Source organism: Polaromonas sp. P4_H1 (assembly GCF_056400945.1).
In genome coordinates, this window is sequence record NZ_JBFUKG010000007.1 from 214728 (window position 1) to 237966 (window position 23239).

General features: G+C 55.5%; 23 protein-coding genes. 3 read left to right on the forward strand and 20 right to left on the reverse strand.

Annotated features, from left to right (window positions below; genetic code table 11):
• Positions 1-15: 15 nt before the first annotated feature.
• From AC1DS5_RS11600 to AC1DS5_RS11695, 20 genes are all read right to left on the reverse strand, one after another.
• A complete protein-coding gene (locus tag AC1DS5_RS11600; protein WP_477718404.1) occupies positions 16-177 on the reverse strand; it encodes a hypothetical protein in 162 nt (53 codons plus the stop codon).
• Positions 174-1106, reverse strand: coding sequence for an NAD-dependent epimerase/dehydratase family protein (locus AC1DS5_RS11605; protein WP_477718405.1), 933 nt, complete (start codon positions 1104-1106; stop codon positions 174-176). The genes AC1DS5_RS11600 and AC1DS5_RS11605 overlap by 4 nt, the downstream gene beginning before the upstream one ends.
• A complete protein-coding gene (locus tag AC1DS5_RS11610; protein WP_477718406.1) occupies positions 1103-3529 on the reverse strand; it encodes a rhamnan synthesis F family protein in 2427 nt (808 codons plus the stop codon). The genes AC1DS5_RS11605 and AC1DS5_RS11610 overlap by 4 nt, the downstream gene beginning before the upstream one ends.
• A 142-nt stretch (positions 3530-3671) precedes the next feature.
• Positions 3672-5237: a hypothetical protein gene (locus AC1DS5_RS11615; protein WP_477718407.1), complete on the reverse strand. Its 1566-nt coding sequence runs from the start codon at positions 5235-5237 to the stop codon at positions 3672-3674.
• Positions 5234-6337, reverse strand: coding sequence for a DegT/DnrJ/EryC1/StrS family aminotransferase (locus AC1DS5_RS11620; RefSeq protein ID WP_477718408.1), 1104 nt, complete (start codon positions 6335-6337; stop codon positions 5234-5236). Before AC1DS5_RS11620 ends, AC1DS5_RS11615 begins: the two co-directional genes overlap by 4 nt.
• Positions 6334-6747 carry a sugar 3,4-ketoisomerase gene (locus tag AC1DS5_RS11625; protein WP_477718409.1) on the reverse strand — a complete coding sequence of 138 codons (414 nt, stop codon included), beginning with the start codon at positions 6745-6747 and terminating at the stop codon, positions 6334-6336. Before AC1DS5_RS11625 ends, AC1DS5_RS11620 begins: the two co-directional genes overlap by 4 nt.
• Positions 6748-6751: 4 nt before the next feature.
• On the reverse strand, positions 6752-7711 hold the full coding sequence (locus AC1DS5_RS11630; protein WP_477718410.1) for a GNAT family N-acetyltransferase: 960 nt from the start codon (positions 7709-7711) through the stop codon (positions 6752-6754).
• Entirely contained in the window at positions 7708-8631 is a 924-nt protein-coding gene (locus AC1DS5_RS11635) for a glycoside hydrolase family protein (RefSeq protein ID WP_477718411.1), read from the reverse strand. The genes AC1DS5_RS11630 and AC1DS5_RS11635 overlap by 4 nt, the downstream gene beginning before the upstream one ends.
• A gap of 10 nt (positions 8632-8641) precedes the next feature.
• The gene (locus tag AC1DS5_RS11640; RefSeq protein ID WP_477718412.1) at positions 8642-9397 is read right to left on the reverse strand and encodes a class I SAM-dependent methyltransferase; all 756 of its coding nucleotides are present in this window, start codon (positions 9395-9397) and stop codon (positions 8642-8644) included.
• A gap of 27 nt (positions 9398-9424) precedes the next feature.
• A complete protein-coding gene (locus tag AC1DS5_RS11645; RefSeq protein ID WP_477718413.1) occupies positions 9425-10099 on the reverse strand; it encodes an acetyltransferase in 675 nt (224 codons plus the stop codon).
• 11 nt (positions 10100-10110) lie between these two features.
• The gene (locus AC1DS5_RS11650; protein WP_477718414.1) at positions 10111-10860 is read right to left on the reverse strand and encodes a methyltransferase domain-containing protein; all 750 of its coding nucleotides are present in this window, start codon (positions 10858-10860) and stop codon (positions 10111-10113) included.
• A 212-nt stretch (positions 10861-11072) separates the two neighbouring features.
• Positions 11073-12422, reverse strand: a complete 1350-nt coding sequence (locus AC1DS5_RS11655; protein WP_477718415.1) for an ABC transporter ATP-binding protein — start codon at positions 12420-12422, stop codon at positions 11073-11075.
• A 67-nt stretch (positions 12423-12489) separates the two neighbouring features.
• A complete protein-coding gene (locus AC1DS5_RS11660) occupies positions 12490-13242 on the reverse strand; it encodes an ABC transporter permease (protein WP_477718433.1) in 753 nt (250 codons plus the stop codon).
• Positions 13243-13376: 134 nt separating this feature from the next.
• Positions 13377-13922 carry a dTDP-4-dehydrorhamnose 3,5-epimerase gene (rfbC, locus tag AC1DS5_RS11665; protein WP_477718416.1) on the reverse strand — a complete coding sequence of 182 codons (546 nt, stop codon included), beginning with the start codon at positions 13920-13922 and terminating at the stop codon, positions 13377-13379.
• Positions 13919-14806: a glucose-1-phosphate thymidylyltransferase RfbA gene (rfbA, locus tag AC1DS5_RS11670; protein ID WP_477718417.1), complete on the reverse strand. Its 888-nt coding sequence runs from the start codon at positions 14804-14806 to the stop codon at positions 13919-13921. Before rfbA ends, rfbC begins: the two co-directional genes overlap by 4 nt.
• A 48-nt stretch (positions 14807-14854) precedes the next feature.
• Positions 14855-15226 (reverse strand): type II toxin-antitoxin system VapC family toxin, encoded by a 372-nt coding sequence (locus AC1DS5_RS11675; RefSeq protein ID WP_477718418.1) that lies wholly within the window; start codon positions 15224-15226, stop codon positions 14855-14857.
• A 7-nt stretch (positions 15227-15233) separates the two neighbouring features.
• Positions 15234-15431, reverse strand: coding sequence for a type II toxin-antitoxin system VapB family antitoxin (locus tag AC1DS5_RS11680; RefSeq protein WP_305637130.1), 198 nt, complete (start codon positions 15429-15431; stop codon positions 15234-15236).
• A gap of 53 nt (positions 15432-15484) precedes the next feature.
• Positions 15485-16393, reverse strand: coding sequence for a dTDP-4-dehydrorhamnose reductase (gene rfbD, locus AC1DS5_RS11685; protein WP_477718419.1), 909 nt, complete (start codon positions 16391-16393; stop codon positions 15485-15487).
• Positions 16390-17472: a dTDP-glucose 4,6-dehydratase gene (gene rfbB / locus AC1DS5_RS11690; protein WP_477718420.1), complete on the reverse strand. Its 1083-nt coding sequence runs from the start codon at positions 17470-17472 to the stop codon at positions 16390-16392. Before rfbB ends, rfbD begins: the two co-directional genes overlap by 4 nt.
• 368 nt (positions 17473-17840) lie before the next feature.
• Positions 17841-19856, reverse strand: coding sequence for an SDR family oxidoreductase (locus tag AC1DS5_RS11695; protein ID WP_477718421.1), 2016 nt, complete (start codon positions 19854-19856; stop codon positions 17841-17843).
• A 241-nt stretch (positions 19857-20097) separates the two neighbouring features.
• Between AC1DS5_RS11695 and AC1DS5_RS11700 the strand changes: the two genes are divergently transcribed.
• The 3 genes from AC1DS5_RS11700 (at position 20098) to AC1DS5_RS11710 (ending at position 22385) form a co-directional block, all read left to right on the forward strand.
• Complete coding sequence (locus tag AC1DS5_RS11700) at positions 20098-20616, forward strand: phasin family protein (protein ID WP_477718422.1); 519 nt, start codon at positions 20098-20100, stop codon at positions 20614-20616.
• Between the two features lie 234 nt (positions 20617-20850).
• Entirely contained in the window at positions 20851-21510 is a 660-nt protein-coding gene (locus AC1DS5_RS11705) for a TetR/AcrR family transcriptional regulator (RefSeq protein WP_305637144.1), read from the forward strand.
• A gap of 101 nt (positions 21511-21611) precedes the next feature.
• Positions 21612-22385 carry a hypothetical protein gene (locus AC1DS5_RS11710; protein WP_477718423.1) on the forward strand — a complete coding sequence of 258 codons (774 nt, stop codon included), beginning with the start codon at positions 21612-21614 and terminating at the stop codon, positions 22383-22385.
• The last annotated feature ends 854 nt before the right edge of the window (positions 22386-23239 follow it).

Here is a 23239-nt window from a genome sequence, read left to right on the forward strand (position 1 = left end):
CCAACAGCAAGCGGCTCAAGTGAAATCAACGACCAGCACCTCGACCGACCAGGCGGTCCGTTGACCCATGCGTTGACCCATGCGTTGACCCATGAGTACATCCAGCATGCCACGCAACTTCATGCCGACGTTTTGGCGGATATCCACCGACGCCTTGAATCTCGACGTGCCGGTCATTTGCTCAGCACTTTGCGCATGTATTCCGCCGTTTTTACAATCCCCTCCTCCAGGGTGACCAGCGGCACCCATCCCAGTTCCTGGCGGGCCAGGGAGTTATCCAGCACGTTGACCGGCACATCAAAAGGGCGCCCCGGCAGGTAGTGACGAGCCACTTCACGCCCCAGTACGCGCTCGATCATGACGATCATTTCATTGAGCGTTGTCCCGACGCCGGAGCTGATGTTGAAGACCGATTTCGCGCCGTCGTAAGCCACCGCGCGGGCAAATGCTTCGGCGACATCGCTGATATACAGATAGTCGCGGGCAACACTGCCGTCGCCCCAGATTTCAATCGGCTGATTCTGGATCGCCTTGCTCAGGAATACCCCGACGGCACCTTGCGCGGTTTCAACACGCTGACGCTCACCAAAGGGATTGGCAACCCGAAGAATATTGGCCTTGATGCCGTGAAGATGCTGGTACATCAGGAGGTATTTTTCTATAGCCAATTTGGTGATGCCGTACGACACCTGCGGCTCGGTCGGATGCTTCTCGTCCACCGGTAAATAACTGGGTACGCCATAGACCGTACCTCCGGACGAAATGAACACGATCTTGCGCACCTTCTTGGCGACCATGGCGTTGAGCAATTGCAAGGTGGCGACGAGATTGCTCTGTACGTCGTAGATTGGGTCGTCGTTGGAGCTTTTTGGCAGCGTGGTGGAAACCAGGTGCAGCACCACGTCGACACCATCGATCGCATTGTTTACATCGTGGACGCTCATCAGGTCGCCGGTCAGCCATTCGACTTTTTCGCCGTCAGAAAACTGACGATAGGCATCCACCCTTGGACGTTCGAAGATGCGCAGTTCATGGCCATCCTTGAGCAGACGATCCGCGATGGCCGACCCAATAAAGCCGCCGCCACCGAAAATGGTGATCTTCATCGCGTGACACCGTTCACGTTGGTTACCGCGTACCGCAGATCGGCAACCGAGAGACTCAATGAGAACAGCCTTTCAAGTGCGTGAAGCGCACTGCAGTCATACGGCAGTGGTTCTTCAGGATAGTCATCCCATCCGAGATTCAGGTTCATCATTGGCCTTAAAGCTGCGGCGCTGGCCCAAAACATTGTTCCGACCGGAAACGAAAAATATTCCGGAACATGCGGCAACCCAACCCGTTTTGCATAGACGTCGGCGAATGCGCGATTGCCGCCCAAACCGATTACATGAGGATCATCCGGAAACACCATGCCGATTGAAGCGTCCTGCTTCATTCTGGCCAGGATGCGGTCCGCCATCGCTCCGGAGTCGCCACCCAGAAGGTTTTCGAGCAGGAATCTGAACCACGTTTTGCCCATGGCGGCATCCTGCACGTCGGCGCTCTTTTTGGTGTGGAGATGTCCAATGAAATCATAGTTGGCCATGAGGCGGGGACCGAATGCCGTCAGAAAGGGGCCGATATCACGGCCGCGATTGGCGACTACCTGGATGTCGATAACCCGCCCTGGGTAATCCTTCAGTTCGTTGGTCACTTGCTTGCATGCGGCATCACTCGCCACACTGATAAACAGGTCTGGGCAAATCCGGTTGCGCAACAATCTCGTCGTTATTTCGGATAGCAGATCGGGGAAGTAGACGTGCACATGCAAAGCCACGCGCCGATTTTCCGGCAAACTGTCCGACGCAACCTGGGCAGCGGTAATGACGGGATAACTCCACGGCCCCTCAGGACGGCCCGCGCGTAAATACTCCGCAAAGGGGTCCGCATTTTTTGTCGTAACGCCATGCTGCTCCAGGTAAATGCCCGGATGGAAGCCCGGAAAGGGTTTCCGGCGGTCGATGCCGCTGGCCCAGCCTCGCACATAGCCGCGAATTTCCGACTCCAACGGATCGTTTCGTCGATGCATGGGGCAGGAGAAATCGTGCTGATAAATGCCGGAGTCGAGAATGACCCGGATATCTTCTTTTTCCTGTTGGGTGCGGTCGATCGCTTCCTGCGCCAGACGCTCCAGTCGCGCGACATATTCCTCCATGCTGAAATAGGACATTGAGGCTGCGCGACATTGCTCCGCAACCTCGGCGCGTAACGATGTCGAATTCGCCAGAGCAAGAATCTTTTCGGCCATCTCCGCCGTATCGATGTACTCGGCAACGCAACGATCGCGAAGTCCGGCGTCGATCAGGAAATCGGCAATGCCGGTGGTCTTGTTGAAACAAAGCACGGGGACTCCATGCACCATGGCATCGATCGCGACATTCGGCAAAGGATCCAGGCGTGAAGAAAGCAGCAGCAGATCCGCCTCTTCGTAGGCGGCCTCGATGGCGCTGGTCTCGTCGATGAAAAACACATGCTCTTGCAGACCCGCGCGACGAATCTGGTCCGCCAGATACACGGAATATGCGACGTCGTTTTCCGGGTCGTATCCTTTACCAATCCAGACGAAGCGACAACGGTCGCCACCTCCCGCTGAACTCAGCACCCTGGCGGCACATTCGATGAACAGGTCAACGCCTTTTCGTAATTGCACAAATCCGGCACCAAGCACCACTACTGATTTATCGGCGTTTTTTGGCCGGATCAGCCGGCGTATGCGCTCACTTTCGGTTTGAAATTGCTGCTCACTAAATTCAGTGGATGGCAATAAACATTGGCCCTGTGGAAAAATGTAGGCCGACCGCTTCTCAAGATCAGGATATTCGGCGAATGCATTTTCCTTGGTCACATTGGCCGAGAACACGACCTCGCCCGACCATAAAAGGGCTTCTCTGAAGGCATGACGAGGACGCGTGTAGGAAGCAAATTCGTGGATCAGACTGATCGTCGGAACAAATTGTCGGCCCAGTTCCGGCAGCACGACGCGCGATTCAATACTGTTAATCAAGGCGAACTTGAAATTGAAACGCGCGCACAATTGACGGACAAAAAAATCTGCCACGTCTGGCTTTCCCCTCAGATTCAATGCGGTTATCACCGCTGCACCTGATAGCTGGAAGGCTTCAGAGAGCGGACCACCACCCAATAACAACGCTACAACGTTATAGCGCCTGACAAGCCCCTGGACGAGATTGAGACTCAGCACCGGAGCACCTGTTCTGGACGCCTCGTGGCTAACCACAAGAATTGTGTCGCGATCAGTCCTGAATTCAGGACCGCCAAAAACATCAATGGCGGGCCGTGAGAACGCACGGCCTTCGTGACGTCCGAAATTCAAATAATGGGTCGTCGGATCAACACCCGCGCTCTTTACATCCGGATTTAATTGCAGATAAAGAGCGCTATCAAATCCATCAGGAAGGCCCCCCCCTACTGTGGCGGAAATACGCCTCAATGAATAGCCAAGACGTTTCAATAGTTTCAATGACATCAAACTGGAACGGTGCAACCTCACGGCTACCTCTTTCTAACTAATTTTTACCGGGAAGAACAGAAGACAGAAATCCTGAATTAGGCACTGTCGACACAACCTTTTTGGTCTACAAAAGACCATACACCATCGACAATTCAATTTAATGACGCGATCCGGAGAACAGTCGCTTTACAAGAGAGCTGGCCAACGCTTTAGGCGAATCAAGACACAGGCGGAGTCTTGCATTCTCGGAGGCAAGTTCGTCCCTTTCCTTGACTGCGATTAACCATTCGTTATTTACACGCTCAATCTCACTCAGGTTGCTATTTTTCAGGGTATTGAATTCAGCCGTTTCATCCAGGAATACCTGAAGAGCATCAATGGCATATTCTCGCAACTTGGGTACTGCACTGATATTTTGATTCCTGGAAAGATCAGCGGCCTCGATAAGCGCCTGATCCGAATGGAAATTTTCGTAGTATGTTCTCGCCAGCAACGAATGGCGCATTAGCTCTTCCGCCGTCACGCTGTTCAGGATCGCAAGCAGCTCAGCCTCGTTCCGCCATAGCCAAGCCTCCGGATAGGCAAGATCCGCCCCTCCGAGAAAGCGGGAACGGTAATTCTGGTGCATCAGCAACGGGATGCCTGCTGCCATTGCCTCAACGCTGGATTTCCCTCCCCCCAGAGGGAACGACGACATATAAAGATCCACTTTGTATTCGACAAGCGCCCTGGCAATCGAGGGCACCCAGGCGACGTGGATCAAAGAGGCCGGATCGACCCTCGCCACCGCAAGCCCGTGTTGCAGCCTCTTCTCCATCTCTACCGTCAAGCCACCGATATGGATGTGGCGACCACCAGTCGCAGCCAATAGCCTTGGAATCAATTCGACATAGTCGTAAAGATAATGGCTCGCGTCAAATTTTTCTGGTCGACCACTGGTGCAAGTGACGAGACGTCCGTCGGCAAGAAACGGAGGAACCCGCGGCTGCACGGAGCGGCAATTCACCGTTAGTGGCCAATAGCGATTGTTCCTTATTTCTAGTTCATTCTTGCAATGGAAGTAGCCTATGTTGGAGGGGTCGATGTGTATGAAGTCTTCACACGTAACCCCCAAGCTCAAGTGATGGTCTCCGTGATGTATGAACACCACTTTATCTGCGACGTTCGAGTGTGCCGCTGAAACGCCCACACTATCCTGGTTATGCGTTAACAGAACCACGGTGGTCGGCGCCAGACTCCGCAAACGCTCAAGAACCCAGATCAAGCGCTCACCAGAGGAAGGCCCCTTCGCAACCTCTACATTGACCCCGCAAGTCGCCGAAAAATCGGCTATCACGTCGTCATCGACTCTGGCAAAAAGGTCCGTGAGCACAATACTGAACGGGCCATCAAACAACTTCAGCCGGATGATGTCCTTGAGCATCTCGACATGCCCGCCTGCTTTAACGAGCTCAGTGGCGAGGACAACAGTTCCGCTCCGGCCACCCGCTGGAGCGGCACAGACGCCTGTTGTGGTCGCGGCAACTTCTCCGACGTATCGGCATAACTTGTCGATGTCAGTGCTCGCAAACACCTTGGCCACTGATTTTTGGTCGAAGATCACGGACTCAACAAAATGGCGAATCGCATCCAGCGCATAGCCAAACTTCCCGTTTTTCACCAAGGCGCGCACGTGCGCGTCCAGCGCGGCAACTGAAGTTCTTTCGAATTGATGAGTCGTCATTTTTCTAGGAACTTGATCAGGGTCTGACACACCTGATCGACTTGCTCCATGGGGATATGGGGCCCCATCGGTAAGCTCAACAGCTCGTCCGCCATCTGTTCCGCAATCGGAAATGCCCCTTTTGTCCAACCGCAGGACTGGTAAGCCACTTGCATATGCGGCGGAATCGGATAGTGAACCAATGTACCGATGCCAGAGTCAGCCAGGAATTGCTGCAATTGGTCGCGACGAGGGTGTCGGACGACGAAAAGGTGCCAGGCGGGGTTGGCCCAATCAGGGACCGTAGGCAGCGTTATCGGTTCGCTAGACAAGACCTCAATATAACGGCGGGCCACCGATGCACGCCGTTCATTCCATGCATCCAGCACGCGGAGCTTGGCCCGCAGAATCGCAGCCTGAATCGGGTCGAGACGGCTGTTGTAACCGCATACTTCATTGACATACTTGACCCGGGAGCCATAGTTTCCGAGTAGTCGGACGCGGTCGGCAAGTGCCACGTCATTTGTCGTAACGGCCCCGCCATCGCCCATGGCTCCAAGGTTCTTGCCCGGATAAAAGCTCCATGCCACCGCATCGCCGTGGGCACCGATGGGTTGGCCCTTGTAACTCGCGCCATGCGCCTGGGCCGCATCTTCAAGCACACGCAAACCATGGCGGCGCGCAATCGAAACAATCGCGTCCATATCCGCGGGCTGACCATAAAGATGCACCGGCAAGATGACTTTGGTTTGCCGCGTTATAGCCGCTTCTACCTTGTCCGGATCAATGTTGTAGGTCGCCTCAATCGGTTCAACCGGCACAGGTCGCGCGCCACAATTGGTAATGGCCAACCATGTGGCAATATAGGTATTGGAGGGGACGATAACCTCATCGCCCGGACCGACGCCCATCGCCAGCAGTGCCAGGTGCAACGCGTCCAGCCCATTGGCAACGCCCACCGCATGTCCAGCGCCGCAATACGTCGCAAATTCATCCTCAAACGCCTTGACCTCATCACCGAGGATAAACCAACCTGACGATACGACCGTCGCCAGGGCCTTATCTATTTCGTCTTTCAACTCAAGATAGGGTGCTTTGAGATCCAGGAAAGGAACGTTCATCGAACGACCCCTTTAGCCCGAAGAAAGTCATCGTAGTCGCGGTAGTAATCGTTTGCATCGTAAGGTATTGATGCCATAACGAGACAAACTGTTCCGGGATCGAAATTAACCTCCGCAGCCCAAATCATAGGGGGGACATAAAGCCCTTGCCATGGCCGATTAAGGTGAATAATGGACTTATTAACTCCATCATCAATAGCTACGTCGAAGCTCCCAGACAGGCACACCAAAAACTCATGCAATTCCTTATGCGCATGCGCTCCCCGATTTGCGCCCGTGGGCACGTCATAGATATAGAACACCCGTTTGATTTCAAAGGGAATATGCTGCCCACCTTCCACGAAGGTGATGTTGCCTCGTGGATCCGAGACCTTGGGGAGAGTTATAAGTTTGCAATCCGAAATTGACATTTATTTAAAGCACCTTTAGATCGATTTCGTAATATTCGTGCGCTACGCCACCGCCACCAAACTCCGACTTGAACTTATACAGTCCGTCGTTTAACACCAGGCCAACCTGTTCGTTACTGGTTCCGAAGTCGAAATAACGCACGCCGGTTTGTTGCGCCTCTGAAATCGCGGCGTCAAACACGGCATCCAGCGCGGACACATCGTACGCACGTTCACTTGCAGCAATGTACTGCGCATGCCAGACGGATGGCGAATTGAAAAAAACCACGCCCGCCTCAACCCGGCCATCCAATAATGCACATCGAATATTGATTTGACCTGGAAAGCGATCTCTGAGCAAATCAAGCTCAGCCAATGAGTGCACCGGCCTGGCATCGTGCTTGCGAGCCAGGTTCTGTGCAATCACGTCCCATAGCTCCCCTAGCAGCGCCTGATCGCTCGATAAGGTAACCGCCGTGTGTGCCTTCTTCAGCCCCCGTCTTCGACGCTCGCTAAGCGGTTGACGATGGGCTATGTCTATCGTGCAGGAAAGATCGCAGCGTATGCGGCGGGCACTTAAACGAAACAACGCATACAAGTCATCCTGCGCGGGAATTGCCGTATAGATGTGTGGAACAGCCTTGTACTGCAGCCGATGGTAGCCGCACTTTCCGTAATACTCGGACAAAGCGGACAACGCTTCAATCATCCGCATCCCGCTCAGCCGGCCCCGATGAACAACCCCCCCATAAGTGATACCCGGGTGACTGACCACCAGCTTAGGATCAGATGGTGATTCCGCCGCCGGAAAAACACCAACAAGCTTGCCGGATTCCATCATCAGTACCGACACATCCTTGAACCGATCGCCGTGATAGCCGAGAAAGCGACGGGTGTGCAAAAAGGTGCCGTTCACGGCGCCCGTGCAAAACTCATCCCATTCCGTGTCATGGGCCGGGGTGTAAGGCGTCATGACGATACTCACGCAATCAACTCCGCCACGCCGAAACCCTGCTCGCCGAAATTGTTGCCGTTATAAAAACAGTAAGTTTTGTCGCCAACCGAAATAACAGCCGAATACATGATTGCGTCGGAGTCAAATTCACCCGGCGAGACATCCAGCCCCATTTCGCCATCTTTACGAACCCAGTTGATGCCATCCGTTGATTCGGCATAACCAAGCCGATACGCGCCAAAGGAGCGACGGCGAATTGAATAGAAAAGCTGGTAATCATTTGGCCCGCGTTTAATCACCCAGGGGCGGCCAAAACCATGCTCATCTTCGCCCGTGATCGCCATTGAAAGCTTGCCCGTATCGGACCAGTGAATCCCATCCGCGGATTCCTGGTAACGCAAATCGTAAACCGGCATCGGCTTGCCATTGAGCATAGTCCATTCGCTGCCCGCCACATACCATAGTCTGAACACGCCTTCATCAAACATCGCGAAAGGAGCACAACGAAAAAAAAGCTCGGAGTCGGTGCGATCCAATATTGGTGTGCGACTGTGCCGTGTGAAAGTAGCCCCGCTGTCCTTGCTCACGGCAAGTCCGGAGAAAATGCGATAGCGGATATGCGTACAGAGTTCAAAGCCTGCGTAATATAAATAGACGGTGTCCAGATCGACACTCACGACGCTAACAGCTATTACGCCGTTATCATCAAAACCGCCAGCGATTCCGAGATCCAATAGTGGTGCATCTGAAACAGCCAATACTTTTCGCGGATCCGTTGCTGACACATCAACAAAGCTAGGGCGACCCCTGCCATGTTTATCCAGGCAGGTCACAAAGACCCTTATCACATCCTCATTTAAGAGGTAGGGTACCGGTACTGCAGCATGACTATGTGCCCATGGAAACGCTTTGTGCGAACCATAAACAAGACCAAGCTTTCGCCAAATCATTTGGACAATTTTAAGTAATTATCAGATAGCTACGATCTGGTAGAAAACGGGATCGTTTTATTTCGTAGTTTTTCGTACCCAATACCTCCACAACCGCCTGCGTCTCGCCAGGATAATCATGATGACAAAGCTCATCAAATACAAGCACGCTCCCTTTAATTAGTCGAGGTTTTATCGCCTCAAGACATTTAAGCGTGGGCTCATAAAGGGCCATATCAAAATACGCCATTGCAACCAAAACCTCAGGATTTGACTTAATATACTCCGGACATGTAATTGTTGCATCACCTTTGATAATGGCATGTTTTTTCACGTGAGCCATCATATTTTCTTTCTCGTGATAATCGAGCAATTCCGTCAGATATTTTTCATATCCGTCACAGACTGTATAGACGCCTTCAGTGATTATGTCGGAACGAACATCGGACTGCCCTATGCCAACGTAGCCCGAGAAAGTATCAAAGGCGACTATGCGTCGCTGATAGTTGTAAGGCTCATAAACCGCTCGCAGATTTTCAAATGCCACCGTACTAGCACCCATCCATACACCAAACTCACATATGATCCCTGGAAGATCAACGATCTTTTGATACATCTCATTGAGAAACAATAGTTTTGCCAATGAACCACTTCGCATATACATGGAAAGATTTACTAGAAGATCCTCATCACTCATCGGCCGGTCACGAAAAAGCCGATAAAGCTGTTTACGTGCTTCCAAGGCCTCATTCGAAGATCGATTCTGGGAGGTAATTGCTTTGCTCATAATGTTCTCGTAATACAAATAAGTTAGTTAAGAAACTTTAAAAAAACGACGTGCGCCAACCTTTGCCGCTTCAGGTTGTTCACCCTTGAAAAGTAAATTTGGCTCTGTATTCTTCACAATCGTCACACTAGGGCCAATCCAGTTATCCTCACCGAGGATGACGTTATTACCTAATGTGGCGTTCACACCCATAAATGTGCTATTGCCTATGTCGCAAAACCCGGAGATCACTACATGGGAAGCAATGAAGCAATTGTCTTGAATTACAGAGTGATGCCCGATATGGTTGCCACTCCATAGCACTACGTTCTCACCAATCCTCACAAACGGCTGAACGGTGTTGTCTTCGAAAATAAAGCAATGTTCGCCGAGTTGAACGTTATGCCAGACAAATGCCCGACTGCTGATGTAACTGGCCGGCCGGTATCCCTTGGCCTTTGTTTCCTTGTAAAGGCGGGTTCGCAAACGATTGAGCTGGGTATAAACCAATGCGGCATAAAACTCCACCTCGCCTGGATTGAAATGCTCCTCAATATGCTCCAACGCCACGATTGGCAAACCAAATAGTTCACTCTTTATAAGATAGGCAGATTCAACTGCGAACCCCACAACTTCATATGCTGAGTCATGGGTAAAGCATTCGTAGGCAACCTCGGCGAAGGCACTATCGCCGATGATCACTAATTTTTTTGTTTTTGCCATGGCTCTTGTTCTTATGGACGCGTGATCAGAATGTCTTCCCGCCGATTTGCCATCGGCAGAGTGGAACCCTGCGGGAGTACATAAGCATCGAAACCCTGGGCGCGCGCTCGCTGAAGCAGTGACATCACCACGGCATCGTCAATCTGATCGTGCTCAATGGTATTGAATGCAACATCGGGCAATTCCGTTGTTTTCATGAATTCCTGGTGGAAGCGCACGCCGTTCTCGCTGGCAAAAAATCGCTTGCGTTTGGAAATGTTGGGGATATCGCCGATCAACATTTGGCCGCCCGGTGCCAGCAACGAAAGCGAAGTATCGAGGAATCTAAAAAATGCAGTGTCGACCAGCACATAGTGCAACACGCTGTAGCAGAGAATCACATCCACGGTTCCCCGGAGCCGTGAAATCAGGTCCGGGCAATTTGGATAAAGCGCTGCAACCTTTTCGATAAACGGCTCATCGGGCAATTGGCTCAGCATTTCCTTGCTATCGACCATCGCAAGTTGGTGGCCGTGCTTTCGACATAAATCAATCAGCATCATGGGCAGATCACTACATCCCGGACCAATATCCAGAACGTGCCCCTTGTTGCCTTCGAGATTGGTCAGCTTCTTGACGATATCTGAAAAAATTCCAGCTTCGAAACCTTGCCGGTATGCATCCGGAAATCCAATCCGCTCATATTTGGATAATGATTGATCCGTAGCGAGTCGACGAAAATCCTCGAAACCTATGTTTGAAAATTGCTTGTTAGAAGCCATGAGCAGAGTTCCTGAGTAAGGCTGTCTGTTTTGAAATCTTATCGCCTGGTAAATGGTTAATTTCTGGAAATCAAGTCAAACACGAATTTTTGTCTATATGACGCTTGGTGGTTGTTGACGATAAAGAATTATTTATCCAAGGTGCCTTTTGCACTGTTTATCGACACGGGCCGCACAGAGTGATCGCGGCTCCTATTACTATCCAATCGTTATTATGTTGCGCCAATCTTGCGTACCCTGATATCCACATCTTGCCAGACCATTGCGGGAAAGATGTTTTCGACTTGACTGCCAAATGTGCTGCGAAATATCACAGCATTTTCGACCACATCCAAAAACTGGTGCAGCATATTCTGCTGGACGATGTTTTCAAGCCCCACGCTCAATGTATATGGACCTTGCGCCAAACTATTTTTGCCGATAATTTCAACATTATAGATTTCGCCGGTCAAAAAAGACGGCATGTTCATATTGGGGAAATTCGAGTTCATGGCGCCGACAACCTGATTGCCTTTAAGGTCGCGGAAGGAGTAACCGATTGCAGGCCGCGCTACGTCGGCGTTGGCTTTGATCGTCATTCTGATAGTGAACTGCTCGTGCAAATCAATGACTTCTGCATGATTGCCGCGACTGTCCAGCATGACAACGTCCAGTATCGAAGCCCGTCCATCGCCGTAACGCTTGTGCCCCTCAGACAAGGAATGGCCATTAGTGTCAGGGTCAGCCACTACCTCGGGCAGTTCGTCGGTGACCTCGTCTGCATCTGGCACAGGAGCGGGAGCGGCCCCTGTCGTTTTGTTGATTTCAAGATGCAGTTGCCGGACATATGACTCCACGATCTCCTTCGGGGAGCCGAAATCCATCGCCTGTCCTTGATTCAACCAAAGGACTTTTTGACAAATATTCCTGACGCTGCTCAGATCATGGCTGACGAACAAAATGGTTGTCCCGGCATCCGTCAAATCCTTCAACCGTGCCATGCATTTGGCCTGAAACGCCAGGTCGCCGACTGCCAACGCCTCGTCGATGATGAGAACGCTTGGGTCCATATTCGCGGCAATGGCAAATGCCACACGCACATACATGCCCGATGAGTACATTTTCACCGGTTGATCGATGAATAAGCCTATATCGGCAAAGGCAACGATGTCGTCGTAACGCGCCTCTATTTCACTTTGGCTGAGCCCTAAAAGAGCGCCATTTGTAAATATATTCTCGCGCCCGCTAAACTCCGGATTAAACCCGGCACCCAGCTCCAGCAATGCAGCTACACGGCCATTGACGTGTATGTTTCCGGCGGTGGGGTTGAGCGTGCCGCAGATCATTTGCAGCAAGGTAGATTTGCCGCTGCCATTGCGCCCGATGATGCCGACGGTTTCGCCTTTTTTTACTTCAAAGGAAACGTCTTTGAGGGCCCAGAACTCACGGAAATACTGCTTGGGTTCTTTGCCAGCAAGCCGCCGCATCCGTGGCAGGACAAACTGCTTAAGCCTGTCGCGCGGGGTGCCGTAGATTTCGTAGCACTTGCTGAGATTGCTTATACGGATGGCTATGTTGTCCATTGTGGCCCCCATCCCTGCCCCCTCTCCCAGAGGTAAAGGTAAAGGTAGAGGGGAATAATTGTTTCTATCAGAGAACATCGGCAAACCCCTTTCGGGTTTTCTGGAACCAGGCGTAGCCTGCCCAAGCCACGAAGGTCGCCGCCAAGGTGTAAACACCCAGGCCAAGCCAGTTCGGCAAATGCCCCCAAACCAGCACTTCACGCGCTTGTTCGATGATGAAAGTCAGCGGGTTAGCCATGATGAACGGGCGGAACCTTTCAGGCACCGCGGTTACCGGGTAAAAAACGGGGGAAAGAAACATCAACACGGTGGTAAGGATGCCGATGGTTTGCCCGACATCGCGCAGAAACACACCCAGGGAGGCCAGCATCCAGGCAAGCCCCGTGGTGAGGATGACCAGCGGAAACACTACCAGGGGCGTGAAAATCGCCGTCCAGTGCAGGTAGCCGTTAAAGACTGCAAAGGCGGCCAGCAGCACGCCAAGGCTGATGAGGGTGTGGAAGAGCGCGGCACCCATGGCGATTACCGGCAGTATTTCAATGGGAAACACCACTTTTTTGACGTAGTTGACGTTAGAAAGAATCAACCCGGGTGCGCGGTTGAGTACCTCGCTGAACAGGCTGAGCACGATCATGCCGACAAAAAGAACCACGGCGAATTGTGTTTTGCTCTCGTCGCCACCAACCCCACCCCAGCGGGATTTGAAAATCTCCGAAAAGACAAAGGTGTACACCACCAGCATGAACACAGGGTTGAAGAACGACCACGCCAGCCCCATGGCCGAGCCTTTGTAGCGGCCCACCACTTCGCGCTTGGTCATTTGCACGACAAGCTGGCGGTTGCGCCAGAGGCTTTTGGCCAGTGCCACCAGAGAGGTGGGTTGGGTGGCGTGGGGGTTGACTCCCTGGCTGGCGGAAAGTGGGGACCGGTTAGCAGGAAGTGGCGAGGGAGGAGTCATGTGAAGTGCTCCGCTTGCGCTAACAGCTTCGCCTGCTGGTCTTTCGCGGACAAGGTGGGCTCGCCCTGGATGGGCCATTGGATGCCGATGGCGGGGTCGTTCCAGGCGATGCTTCGCTCAAACTGGGGGGCGTAGTAGTCGGTGGTTTTGTACAGAAACTCGGCGGTGTCCGAAAGCACCACGAAGCCATGGGCAAAGCCTTCGGGCACCCAAAGTTGTTTTTTGTTGTCGGCTGAAAGAATGTCGCCTGTCCATTGGCCAAAGGTGGGGGAAGATTTTCGGATATCGACTGCGACATCGAAGACCTCGCCTTGCACCACGCGCACCAGCTTGCCCTGGGGTTGCTGGATTTGGTAATGCAAGCCGCGCAGCACGTTTTTGGCGGAACGGGAATGATTGTCCTGGACAAAGCTGATTGGCCTGCCAATGGCGGCTTCAAACTTCTCCAGATTGAAGCTCTCGAAAAAGAAACCTCGCTCATCTCCAAAAACTTTGGGCTCAATGATGAGTACATCTGGGATCGTGGTGGCCGTAACTTTCATTTCTGGATCTCTTCCTTCAACAAGCGCAGCATGTACTGGCCGTAACCATTTTTGGCCAATGGCTGAGCCAGCTTTTCAAACTGTTCGGTGCTGATGAAGCCATTGCGCCAGGCAATCTCTTCGGGGCAGGCGATCTTCAAACCCTGGCGGTGCTCCAGCGTGGCGATGAACTGGCTGGCTTCGAGCAGGCTGTCGTGCGTGCCGGTATCCAGCCAGGCGTAGCCGCGCTGCATGATCTGCACATTGAGTTGCCCTTGCTCCAGGTAGGCCTGGTTAACGGCGGTGATCTCCAGCTCGCCGCGGGCACTGGGCTTGACGGCCTTGGCGATGTCGACCACCTGGTTGTCGTAAAAATAGAGGCCGGTGACGGCGTAGCTGCTCTTGGGGTGGGTGGGTTTTTCTTCAATGCTGCTGGCCTTGCCTTGGGCGTCAAACGCCACCACGCCGTAGCGCTCAGGGTCGGTCACATGGTAGGCAAATACGGTGGCACCGCTGGCCTGCGCATCGGCACCGGCCAGCAGGTGGGCAATATCGTGGCCATGAAAGATGTTGTCGCCCAGCACCAGGGCACTTGGGGCGTTGCCCACAAACTGCTCGCCAATGATGAAAGCCTGCGCCAGGCCATCGGGGCTGGGCTGCACGGCATATTGCAGGTTCAGGCCCCACTGGCTGCCATCGCCCAGCAGTTGCTGAAAACGTGGCGTGTCTTGGGGGGTGCTGATGACGAGGATGTCGCGCATGCCCGCAAGCATGAGGGTGCTCAGCGGGTAGTAAATCATGGGCTTGTCATACACCGGCAGCAGCTGTTTGCTGAGGGCCAAGGTGGCCGGGTGCAGGCGGGTGCCGGAGCCGCCGGCGAGGATGATGCCTTTGCGTTGAGTCATATTTGCTGTGCGTCCCTGATTCAATGTTGTCGATGTAATGCTGCGCATTCAGTGTTGCGTTGGGGCATGCGCCAAGCCCAATTCAGTTGCAACGATGTTCAGCCTCTTGTCTCTCGTCCAGAGCATGGCGCCACCCATTCGGGCAGAGGCGAGCAGATGCGCGTCTATGTAACCGATGCCCCGCCCCATCAATTGGTGCTGGTCGATAAAAAATAGCACTTCCTTGTCAGTGCTCAGGGTCATAGAGGGGAGCGCCTGCAGCAGACCCAGCATCTCGCCGCGCGCCTTTAAATTGCCGCAAGCCAACTCACCCAACACAAATGAATGCATCCAGACTTGCCCGGCCTCGAGGGCAGCAGCCAACGCTGCGTCGCCCTGCCTGAAATGGTCAACCCAAACCGACGTGTCTACCAGCATCATGCGCAGATCATGCAGAGGCATCCTGCCGGCGAGGAATGGGCTGCAACTGGGCTTGCGTGCCGCCAAGCCTGGCGAGGCGGCGAGCGCTCTCGCGCTGCACCAGCGCCAGCAACGCTTCACGCAATAACTGGGTGCGCTCGGTCAAGCCGCTCATGAGTTGGGCTTGGGCCAGCAACTCATCGTCAAGATTGATGGTGGTGCGCATGATAAACCCCTTCAGGCATCAATTATAGCATCAAATGATGACGCAAAATAAGCTCACCGAGGCAAGACCTCGTTCAACATGCGATCCACGCCCTGCGGCCAGGGCGGCAGGGTCAGGCCGAAGGTGGTTTGCAGCTTGGTGGTGTCTAGCCGGGAGTTCGCGGGCCGTTTGGCGGGTGTGGGAAACGCGCTGGTGGGAACGGGGTCTACTGCTTTGGCTATTATTTTTAGGGCTGACTTCCCTTGTTCCTGGCTCCGTTCTGCCTGGGCCAGGACGTGTTTTGCATAGCCATGCCAGCTGGTTTCGCCGCCGGCCACCAGGTGATAAAGGCCGGCATCGGCGGGGCGCTGCAGCACCTGGCGAATGGCGTGGGCTGTTACGTCGGCCAGCAACTCGGCGCCGGTGGGGGTGCCAAACTGGTCGTTGATCACGGTGAGGCGTTCGCGCTCCTGCGCCAGGCGCAGCATGGTTTTGGCGAAGTTGCCGCCGCGCGCGGCATAGACCCAGCTGGTGCGAAAGATCAGGTGGCGCGGGCCGGCCGCCTGGATGAGCTGCTCGCCTTCAAGCTTGGACTGGCCATAGACGCTCAGCGGCGCCGGGACGTCGGCCTCGGTCCAGGGGCGGGTGCCGCTGCCGTCAAATACGTAGTCGGTGCTGTAATGAACCAGCAGGGCGCCGAGCCTGGCCGCCTCCTGCGCCAGCACGCCGGGCGCCAGCGCATTGAGCGTGCGTGCGAGTGCAGGCTCACTTTCGGCCTTGTCTACGGCAGTGTGAGCGGCGGCATTGACGATGACGTCGGGCCGTAGCTGTTGCACCGTGGCGGCCAGGCCCTGCAGGTTGCTGAGGTCGCCGCACAGGTCTGTGCTTTGGCGGTCGAGCGCCGTCAGTTCACCCAAAGGAGCCAGGCTGCGTTGCAGTTCCCAGCCGACCTGGCCGTTTTTGCCGAAGAGCAGGATTTTCAAGCCACAGCCTTTTGGGTTTGCCCGTACTCGTACTGTTTCGCCGTCCATTCGCGATAGGCCCCGCTTTGCACATGGGCCACCCACTCGGGGTTGGCCAGGTACCACTGCACGGTTTTGCGGATACCGGTCTCAAAGGTTTCAGCCGGCTTCCAGCCCAGTTCGCGCTGGATTTTGCTGGCGTCTATGGCGTAGCGGCGGTCGTGGCCGGGGCGGTCTTTGACGTAGCTGATTTGCTCGCGGTAGTTTTTGTCGTCGGCGCGGGGTCGCAATTCGTCAAGCAGCGCACACACGATGTTGACGATCTCGATGTTGGGCTTTTCGTTCCAGCCGCCCACGTTGTAGACCTCGCCGATTTGGCCAGCCTCCAGCACACGGCGGATGGCGCTACAGTGGTCTTTCACGTAGAGCCAGTCGCGCACCTGCATGCCGTCGCCGTATACCGGCAGGGGCTTGCCGGCCAGGGCATTGACGATCATCAGGGGAATGAGCTTTTCGGGGAAATGGTAGGGGCCGTAGTTGTTGCTGCAGTTGGTGGTGAGCACCGGCAGGCCATAGGTATGGTGGTAAGCGCGCACCAGGTGGTCGCTGGCTGCCTTGCTGGCCGAATACGGGCTGTTGGGCTCGTAGCGGTGCGTTTCCGTGAAGGCGGCGTCTGCTGGCGCGAGCGAGCCATAGACCTCGTCGGTTGAGACATGCAAAAAGCGGAAGTCCTCCTTGGCATCACCTTGCAAGCCGCCCCAATATGCCCTGACGGCTTCCAGCAGGCGGAACGTGCCGACGATATTGGTCTGGATGAAGTCTTCGGGTCCGTGAATGGAACGGTCTACATGCGACTCGGCCGCAAAGTTGATGATGGCCCGGGGCTGGTGGGTGGCCAGCAGGCGGGCAGCCAACGCGGAGTCGCCGATGTCGCCCTTGACAAAGACGTGGCGCGCGTCAGCCTGCAAGGAGGAGAGGTTTTCAAGGTTGCCCGCGTAGGTCAGGTTGTCGATGTTGACCACAGGCTCATCGGTTTGTGCGAACCAGTCAAGAACAAAATTGGCACCAATAAAGCCGGCGCCTCCGGTAACGAAAATCATGCGAGCCTTTAATGGGAATCGATTTGAAGACGTGCGGGGCACTCACCCCGCTAGGCTTAAATTATCCCATTACATTCATTGGCTTCATTTGTAAATCCGGTCTTACACTTTGGCTTTTAATTGTAAATAATCACAATTTCCCACTAACACACACCGTTACTGAAAGTGTTTGACATTGAGTCAGATTTAAGAGGCCAACCATGCAGCGCGAAAACACTTCAGCGCCTGCCATGATGAATGGTTACGTGGGAGGGCGTCGTTGCCCAGCCGGGGTCCTGAAACCGGCCATCAGTCAGGGGGATATCGCAGCTGACCACCAGCGACCGAGCACGGTCCGCTCGTCAGCTACCGGCCACAAACACCCCAGATCAGAAATGAATCCCCCTCATCATCTCCTGCATGGCCACTGCCTCGGCCGACAGCTGCGGCTTGGCGCTCTTTTCACCCTTCCCGCCCTTCTCTCCCTTGGCGGCCGATGAGTCAGGGAACATGCGGAAGCTGGTGTTCATGGCAATCTGGGCGATGCGCGGCACCAGCGCGTGCATGACCTGGCCGGTAATGCCCAGGCGGGTGGCAATGCGCACCGGCTTGAAGATGCAGGCCTGCGCGATCATGTCGGCGGCCTCTTCGGGCGAGAGGGTGGGCACGTTGTTGTAGAGGTTGGTGGGCGCAATCATGGGCGTGCGCACCAGCGGCATGTTGATGGTGGTAAAGCCGATGCCCAGGTCGGAGAACTCGCTGGAGGCGCAGCGCGTCCAGGCGTCCAGCGCGGCTTTGGAGGCCACGTAGGCCGAAAAGCGCGGCGCATTGGTCAGCACGCCGATGGAGCTGATGTTGACCACATGGCCCTTGCGTTTGGCCGCCATGCCGGGCAGCAGGCCCATGGTCACGCGCAGGCAGCCAAAGTAATTGAGCTGCATGGTGCGTTCGAAATCATGGAAACGGTCGTAACTGGCCTCAATGGCGCGGCGAATCGAGCGCCCGGCGTTGTTGATCAGGAAGTCGACGCCGCCGTGGTTGGCGATCAATTCCTTGAGGAAGCGGTCGCAGTCTGCCATGTCGGCAATATCGGCCGGGTAAGCGACAAAGCTGTAGCCTTTGGCTTTCGCCTCTTTACAGGCAGCATCCAGCTTGTCCTGGTCGCGGCCGCAGATGACGGTGATGGCGCCAGCCTCGGCAAATTTGTGCGCTGCCGCCAGGCCAATGCCTGAAGAGCCGCCGGTAATCAGCACCACCTTGCCGCCGACCGTGCCCTTGAGCGTGCGGTCAATATGCAGATCGGGGTCGAGGTGGCGCTCCCAGTAATCCCACAAGCGCCACGCATAGTCCTTGAGGTTGGGGCATTCAATGCCGGACCCCTTGAGCACAGCCATGGTGCCCCGGCAGTCAAACCGGGTCGGGTAATTCACGAAGGTCAGCATGTCTTCGGGCAGGCCAAGGTCGGCCATGATGGCGGCGCGCACGCGGCGCACCGGTGCCAGCGCCATCAGGCTTTTCTTGACGCCGCGCGGGATGAAGCCCAGCAGGGCGGCATTGACGAACAGGTTCATCTTCGGTGCGTGGGCGGCCCGGCTGAAGATGTCGAGCACATCGCCGACGCGGTAACCCACCGGATCCACCAGGTGGAAGCATTTTTTGGCAATGTCACCCTTGTCTTTGGGAAGGTGGCTGATATGGTCCAGCGCGTCGACCACGAAGTCGACCGGAACAATGTTGACGCGCCCGCCCTCCAGCCCCACGGCGGGCATCCAGGGCGGCAGCAGTTGCCGCATGCGCTGGATCAGCTTGAAGAAATAGTAAGGGCCGTCAATCTTGTCCATTTCCCCGGTGGTGCTGTCGCCCACCACCATGGCCGGCCGAAACACCGTCCAGGGCACCTTGCACTCCTTGCGCACGATTTTTTCGCTCTCGTGCTTGGTCATGAAATACGGGTGCTCGTAGTTTTCAGCCTCCTCAAACATGTCCTCGCGGAACACGCCTTCATACAGGCCTGCCGCCGCGATGGAGCTCACATGATGAAAGTGGCCCGCCTCGATGGCCTTGGCAAATTCGACGGTGTTGCGTGTGCCGTCAATGTTGACGGCGGTCTGGCTTTCTTCGTCGGCATCCAGGTCGTACACCGCCGCCAGGTGATAAAAATGACTCACCTGTCCCTTGAGTTGTTTGATGTCTTCGCTGCTGACTCCGAGCTTTTTGCTGGTCAGGTCGCCATGCACGGCGACCGCCCGGCTGGCACTCACGCCCCAGTACTCCCTGAGTGCTGCCAATTTGCCAGCACTTTCCTGGCGGATCAGGAAATGAACCGTGCTGCCCTTTCGCTCCAGGAGTTTTTTAACCAGGCGTTTACCAATGAAGCCGGTGGCTCCCGTGACGAAATAATGCATTGCGATTGTCCTTGTGTCTTGTGCCGACGCGTGCTGAACCGGCGGTCAGAATGCCGATTCTTGCCCAAGCCATGGTAGCCGCCATTCAGCAAAAACCCGCGTCCCGGTGGGGGGCTTTGAGCTTTTTTGGTTTTCTAGAACCCGGCATCTAAACACCGGCACCTGAAGGCCTTATATTTGCTGCGTGCGCAGTACACCCACCGCGCAGCACCTCCTATCCACCATCAGCATGGAGACAATCATGGTCAAGAAACTGCAAAAAATGAGTGCCGACAAAAAAGCGGCTCCACCATTGGCCAGCGCCGTCAAGGAGTCCGCCCAGCAAATCTGGCTGGCCGGGCTGGGGGCTTTCTCCAAGGCCCAGGAAGAAGGCGGCAAAGTGTTTGAGACCCTGGTCAAGGAAGGCCTGACCATCCAGCGCAAAACGCAGGCGGCTGCTGAAGAAAAGATTTCTGAAGCGACCAGCAAAATGACCAACATGGCCACCGACATCCAGTCCAAGGCCGGCCATCAGTGGGACAAGCTGGAGAATATCTTTGAAGAGCGCGTGGCCAAAGCCCTGAACAAGCTCGGCGTGCCGTCTGCGAAGGACGTGGACGCCCTGGCTGCGCGCATTGACGAGCTCAACAAGAACATGCAGAAAATGTACGGCAAGGCACCTGCTGCCAGGACAGCTGAAAAACCTGCGGCCAAAAAGCCGGCCAGCACAGCAGCCAAGCCCGCGGCAGCCAAGCGCCCCGCCGCACGCAAATCCGCTTGAGCCTCCGGTGCATCCGGTGCATCCGGTGCATTCGGCGCTTTGAAAAGGGGACGCGCGTCCCTTTTTTTACGCCTTTCCGGCGAACAGTTAACTGAAGGGTATGGGGTTAAGCCATGCACGGCTACATGGCTGTATGATCGCCCGCCCATCGGCAGGCTTTGCCGCTGGACTTCCCCAGTTCCGCGCCGGGGGGGCTCTGGGTTAGAGTACACAAAAATACGAGGTAGACAATTTATGGCGAAAAAAGCGCCGCGCCGTACTGCAGAGCGGATTCTGGAGGTCACGCTGGACCTGTTCAATCGCTTTGGCGAGCCCAATGTCTCGACCACGCTGATTTCTGCCGAACTCAGCATCAGCCCCGGCAATCTCTACTATCACTACCCCGCCAAAGACGAGCTGATCAACTCCCTGTTTGACCGCTACGAGCGCTCGTTGACCGAGCTCCTGAATGCCAGCGACGGCGTGCGCAATGTTGAAGACGCCTGGTTTTTCATGCACACGCTGTTTGAATTGATCTGGCAATACCGCTTTTTGTACCGTGACCTCAACGACCTGCTGAGCAAGAACCGCCGGCTGGAAACCCACTTTCAATGGGTGCTCAAAAACAAGACCCGCGCCGTCAAGGCACTGCTCGACGGCATGAGCCGCGCCGGCGCCGTGACGATTGATTCGCGCGAGGTGGAAGCCACGGCCACCAGCATGGTGGTGGTGCTGACCTACTGGCTCAGCTTCGAGTACGTGCGCGACCCGCGCAACGCCCTGGAGCCGGGCAACGCGCAGGCCGCGCTGCTGCGCGGTGCGCACCACGTGCTGAACCTGCTGATTCCTTACCTCGAACAGGGCCAGCGCGCCCACCTGCAGGCCCTGATAAGCGCCTACAACACCCCGGCGTGAACCCTGCCAACCACTGCCCGCCCCCAACTTCCCACTTCCACTTCCCAATTTCGCTTTCCTCACCCATAACACCAACAACGTTAATCAAGGAGATAACACCAATGGCCAAATGGACCGCTTTTCCACACGCTGGCGACTACACGTTGAATGCCGCCAGCCTGAAAAAGAACTGGGCCCGCCTGCACCAGGGAGACTGCGAGCCCCTGCCCCAAGAGGCGGACGTGCTGGAGGCCTGGGTACTTTTTCACAATGGCGAGTTTCTAAAGGCAGCCGAGGCCGGCGTCAAGGCTGGTGGCCACGGCCTCACGGTCGCCAACAAGGCCACCAGCATTTATGCCAACTACCTCGAAACCAAAGAAAAAACCAAGCTCGAGCTGTTCATGGAAGTCGCCGCGCGCGCCGAGGCGCAGCAGGCGGCCGCCCCCAAAAATCCCAATGCCTGGTACTGGCAGGCCTATGCCCTCGGGCGCTACAGCCAGGGCATCAGCGTGGCCAAGGCGCTGGCGCAGGGCCTGGGCAGCAAGGTCAAATATGCACTGGAGCAAGCCATCAAGCTGCAACCCAAGCATGCAGACGCTCACATCGCGCTGGCGGCTTTTCATGCCGAAGTGATCGACAAGGTGGGCTCGCTGATAGGCGGCATGACCTACGGCGCCAAAAAGGACATTGGCCTGGTGCTGTACAAGGACGCGCTGAAACTGAACCCCGGCTCCGCGATTGCCATGGTCGAATATGCCAACGGCCTGGTCATGCTCGAAGGCGACAAGAGAATGGCGGAGGCGACGAAGCTGTATGAGCAGGCGGCGGCCAGCAAGCCGATGGATGCCTGCGAACGGCTGGATGTCGAGATGGCGAAGGCTGAACTGGAAGATTGAGTTTTCTGCTCTCAACCAGGCCCGTGTGCGCAAGGTGCGCAGGTCTTCTAATTTGCTGTGTTCTTAATAGCAAATTGCATCCCTCATTATTGAGACCCAGCGTCAAAGTCATCACTGTTGCAGCTCAAAACGCCGGTTGATGTATTTTTTTGCGCCTCCGTCTTGATGCCGCTGGTAAGGTCAAGCTGCGCTGTTTACGGGCATGCCGGGTCTCGCCCCGGCGGGCGACTTACTTTTCTTTGCTTCGCCAAAGAAACCTAAGGAAAAGAAAGGCGACCCGCAGTCTGGGTCCCTTCGCTGCGCTACGGGCAACCTGCGCTGCGCCAGAAAAGCGGGGGTCCGCGCAAACTCGCCTGCGGCTCAAACAGCGCGCGGCCCTGATCCCGCTTTTCTGGCGCAGCACAGGCCCAGCCAGGACGGGTTTGGGGGGAAAGTCAAAAGACAAAAAAACTACACCGATGCCTCACTCCCTCCCCCGCTGGGGGAGGGTTGGGGTGGGGGCTGACCCCGAACCCGCATCCGTACCTGCACCCCCCTTTTGTCTGCGCCGAGGAGCACAGGGCCAGGCGGATCAGGGATCGCGATTGTCTGAGCGCAGCGAGTTCGAGCGAGACCCCGCCTGGACCGAGATTGGTATGGACGCCTTCCTCTTTGATTTCGGCGCCGCAATCGAACCGGGGGTGGGACCTCGCATCGAACGGCATCGAGTGCCAAAGTGGAGTTCTTACCAACCACTTCAGACGGAGGTCCCGCCATGAATGCTACAACTTACGGTGTCGACATCGCAAAGAATGTGTTCCAGGTGCACTGGATCGAGCCGGAGACCGGAGAGATCAGGCGCAGGAAACTCACGC

Excerpts from the sequence above, each read along its gene's own strand:
- AC1DS5_RS11600 (WP_477718404.1), bottom strand. The coding sequence starts at position 177 with ATGACCGGCACGTCGAGATTCAAGGCGTCGGTGGATATCCGCCAAAAC.
- AC1DS5_RS11605 (WP_477718405.1), bottom strand. The coding sequence starts at position 1,106 with ATGAAGATCACCATTTTCGGTGGCGGCGGCTTTATTGGGTCGGCCATC.
- AC1DS5_RS11610 (WP_477718406.1), bottom strand. The coding sequence starts at position 3,529 with ATGTCATTGAAACTATTGAAACGTCTTGGCTATTCATTGAGGCGTATT.
- AC1DS5_RS11615 (WP_477718407.1), bottom strand. The coding sequence starts at position 5,237 with ATGACGACTCATCAATTCGAAAGAACTTCAGTTGCCGCGCTGGACGCG.
- AC1DS5_RS11620 (WP_477718408.1), bottom strand. The coding sequence starts at position 6,337 with ATGAACGTTCCTTTCCTGGATCTCAAAGCACCCTATCTTGAGTTGAAA.
- AC1DS5_RS11625 (WP_477718409.1), bottom strand. The coding sequence starts at position 6,747 with ATGTCAATTTCGGATTGCAAACTTATAACTCTCCCCAAGGTCTCGGAT.
- AC1DS5_RS11635 (WP_477718411.1), bottom strand. The coding sequence starts at position 8,631 with ATGATTTGGCGAAAGCTTGGTCTTGTTTATGGTTCGCACAAAGCGTTT.
- AC1DS5_RS11640 (WP_477718412.1), bottom strand. The coding sequence starts at position 9,397 with ATGAGCAAAGCAATTACCTCCCAGAATCGATCTTCGAATGAGGCCTTG.
- AC1DS5_RS11645 (WP_477718413.1), bottom strand. The coding sequence starts at position 10,099 with ATGGCAAAAACAAAAAAATTAGTGATCATCGGCGATAGTGCCTTCGCC.
- AC1DS5_RS11650 (WP_477718414.1), bottom strand. The coding sequence starts at position 10,860 with ATGGCTTCTAACAAGCAATTTTCAAACATAGGTTTCGAGGATTTTCGT.
- AC1DS5_RS11655 (WP_477718415.1), bottom strand. The coding sequence starts at position 12,422 with ATGGACAACATAGCCATCCGTATAAGCAATCTCAGCAAGTGCTACGAA.
- AC1DS5_RS11660 (WP_477718433.1), bottom strand. The coding sequence starts at position 13,242 with ATGACCAAGCGCGAAGTGGTGGGCCGCTACAAAGGCTCGGCCATGGGG.
- rfbC (WP_477718416.1), bottom strand. The coding sequence starts at position 13,922 with ATGAAAGTTACGGCCACCACGATCCCAGATGTACTCATCATTGAGCCC.
- rfbA (WP_477718417.1), bottom strand. The coding sequence starts at position 14,806 with ATGACTCAACGCAAAGGCATCATCCTCGCCGGCGGCTCCGGCACCCGC.
- AC1DS5_RS11675 (WP_477718418.1), bottom strand. The coding sequence starts at position 15,226 with ATGATGCTGGTAGACACGTCGGTTTGGGTTGACCATTTCAGGCAGGGC.
- AC1DS5_RS11680 (WP_305637130.1), bottom strand. The coding sequence starts at position 15,431 with ATGCGCACCACCATCAATCTTGACGATGAGTTGCTGGCCCAAGCCCAA.
- rfbB (WP_477718420.1), bottom strand. The coding sequence starts at position 17,472 with ATGATTTTCGTTACCGGAGGCGCCGGCTTTATTGGTGCCAATTTTGTT.
- AC1DS5_RS11695 (WP_477718421.1), bottom strand. The coding sequence starts at position 19,856 with ATGCATTATTTCGTCACGGGAGCCACCGGCTTCATTGGTAAACGCCTG.
- AC1DS5_RS11700 (WP_477718422.1), top strand. The coding sequence starts at position 20,098 with ATGGTCAAGAAACTGCAAAAAATGAGTGCCGACAAAAAAGCGGCTCCA.
- AC1DS5_RS11705 (WP_305637144.1), top strand. The coding sequence starts at position 20,851 with ATGGCGAAAAAAGCGCCGCGCCGTACTGCAGAGCGGATTCTGGAGGTC.
- AC1DS5_RS11710 (WP_477718423.1), top strand. The coding sequence starts at position 21,612 with ATGGCCAAATGGACCGCTTTTCCACACGCTGGCGACTACACGTTGAAT.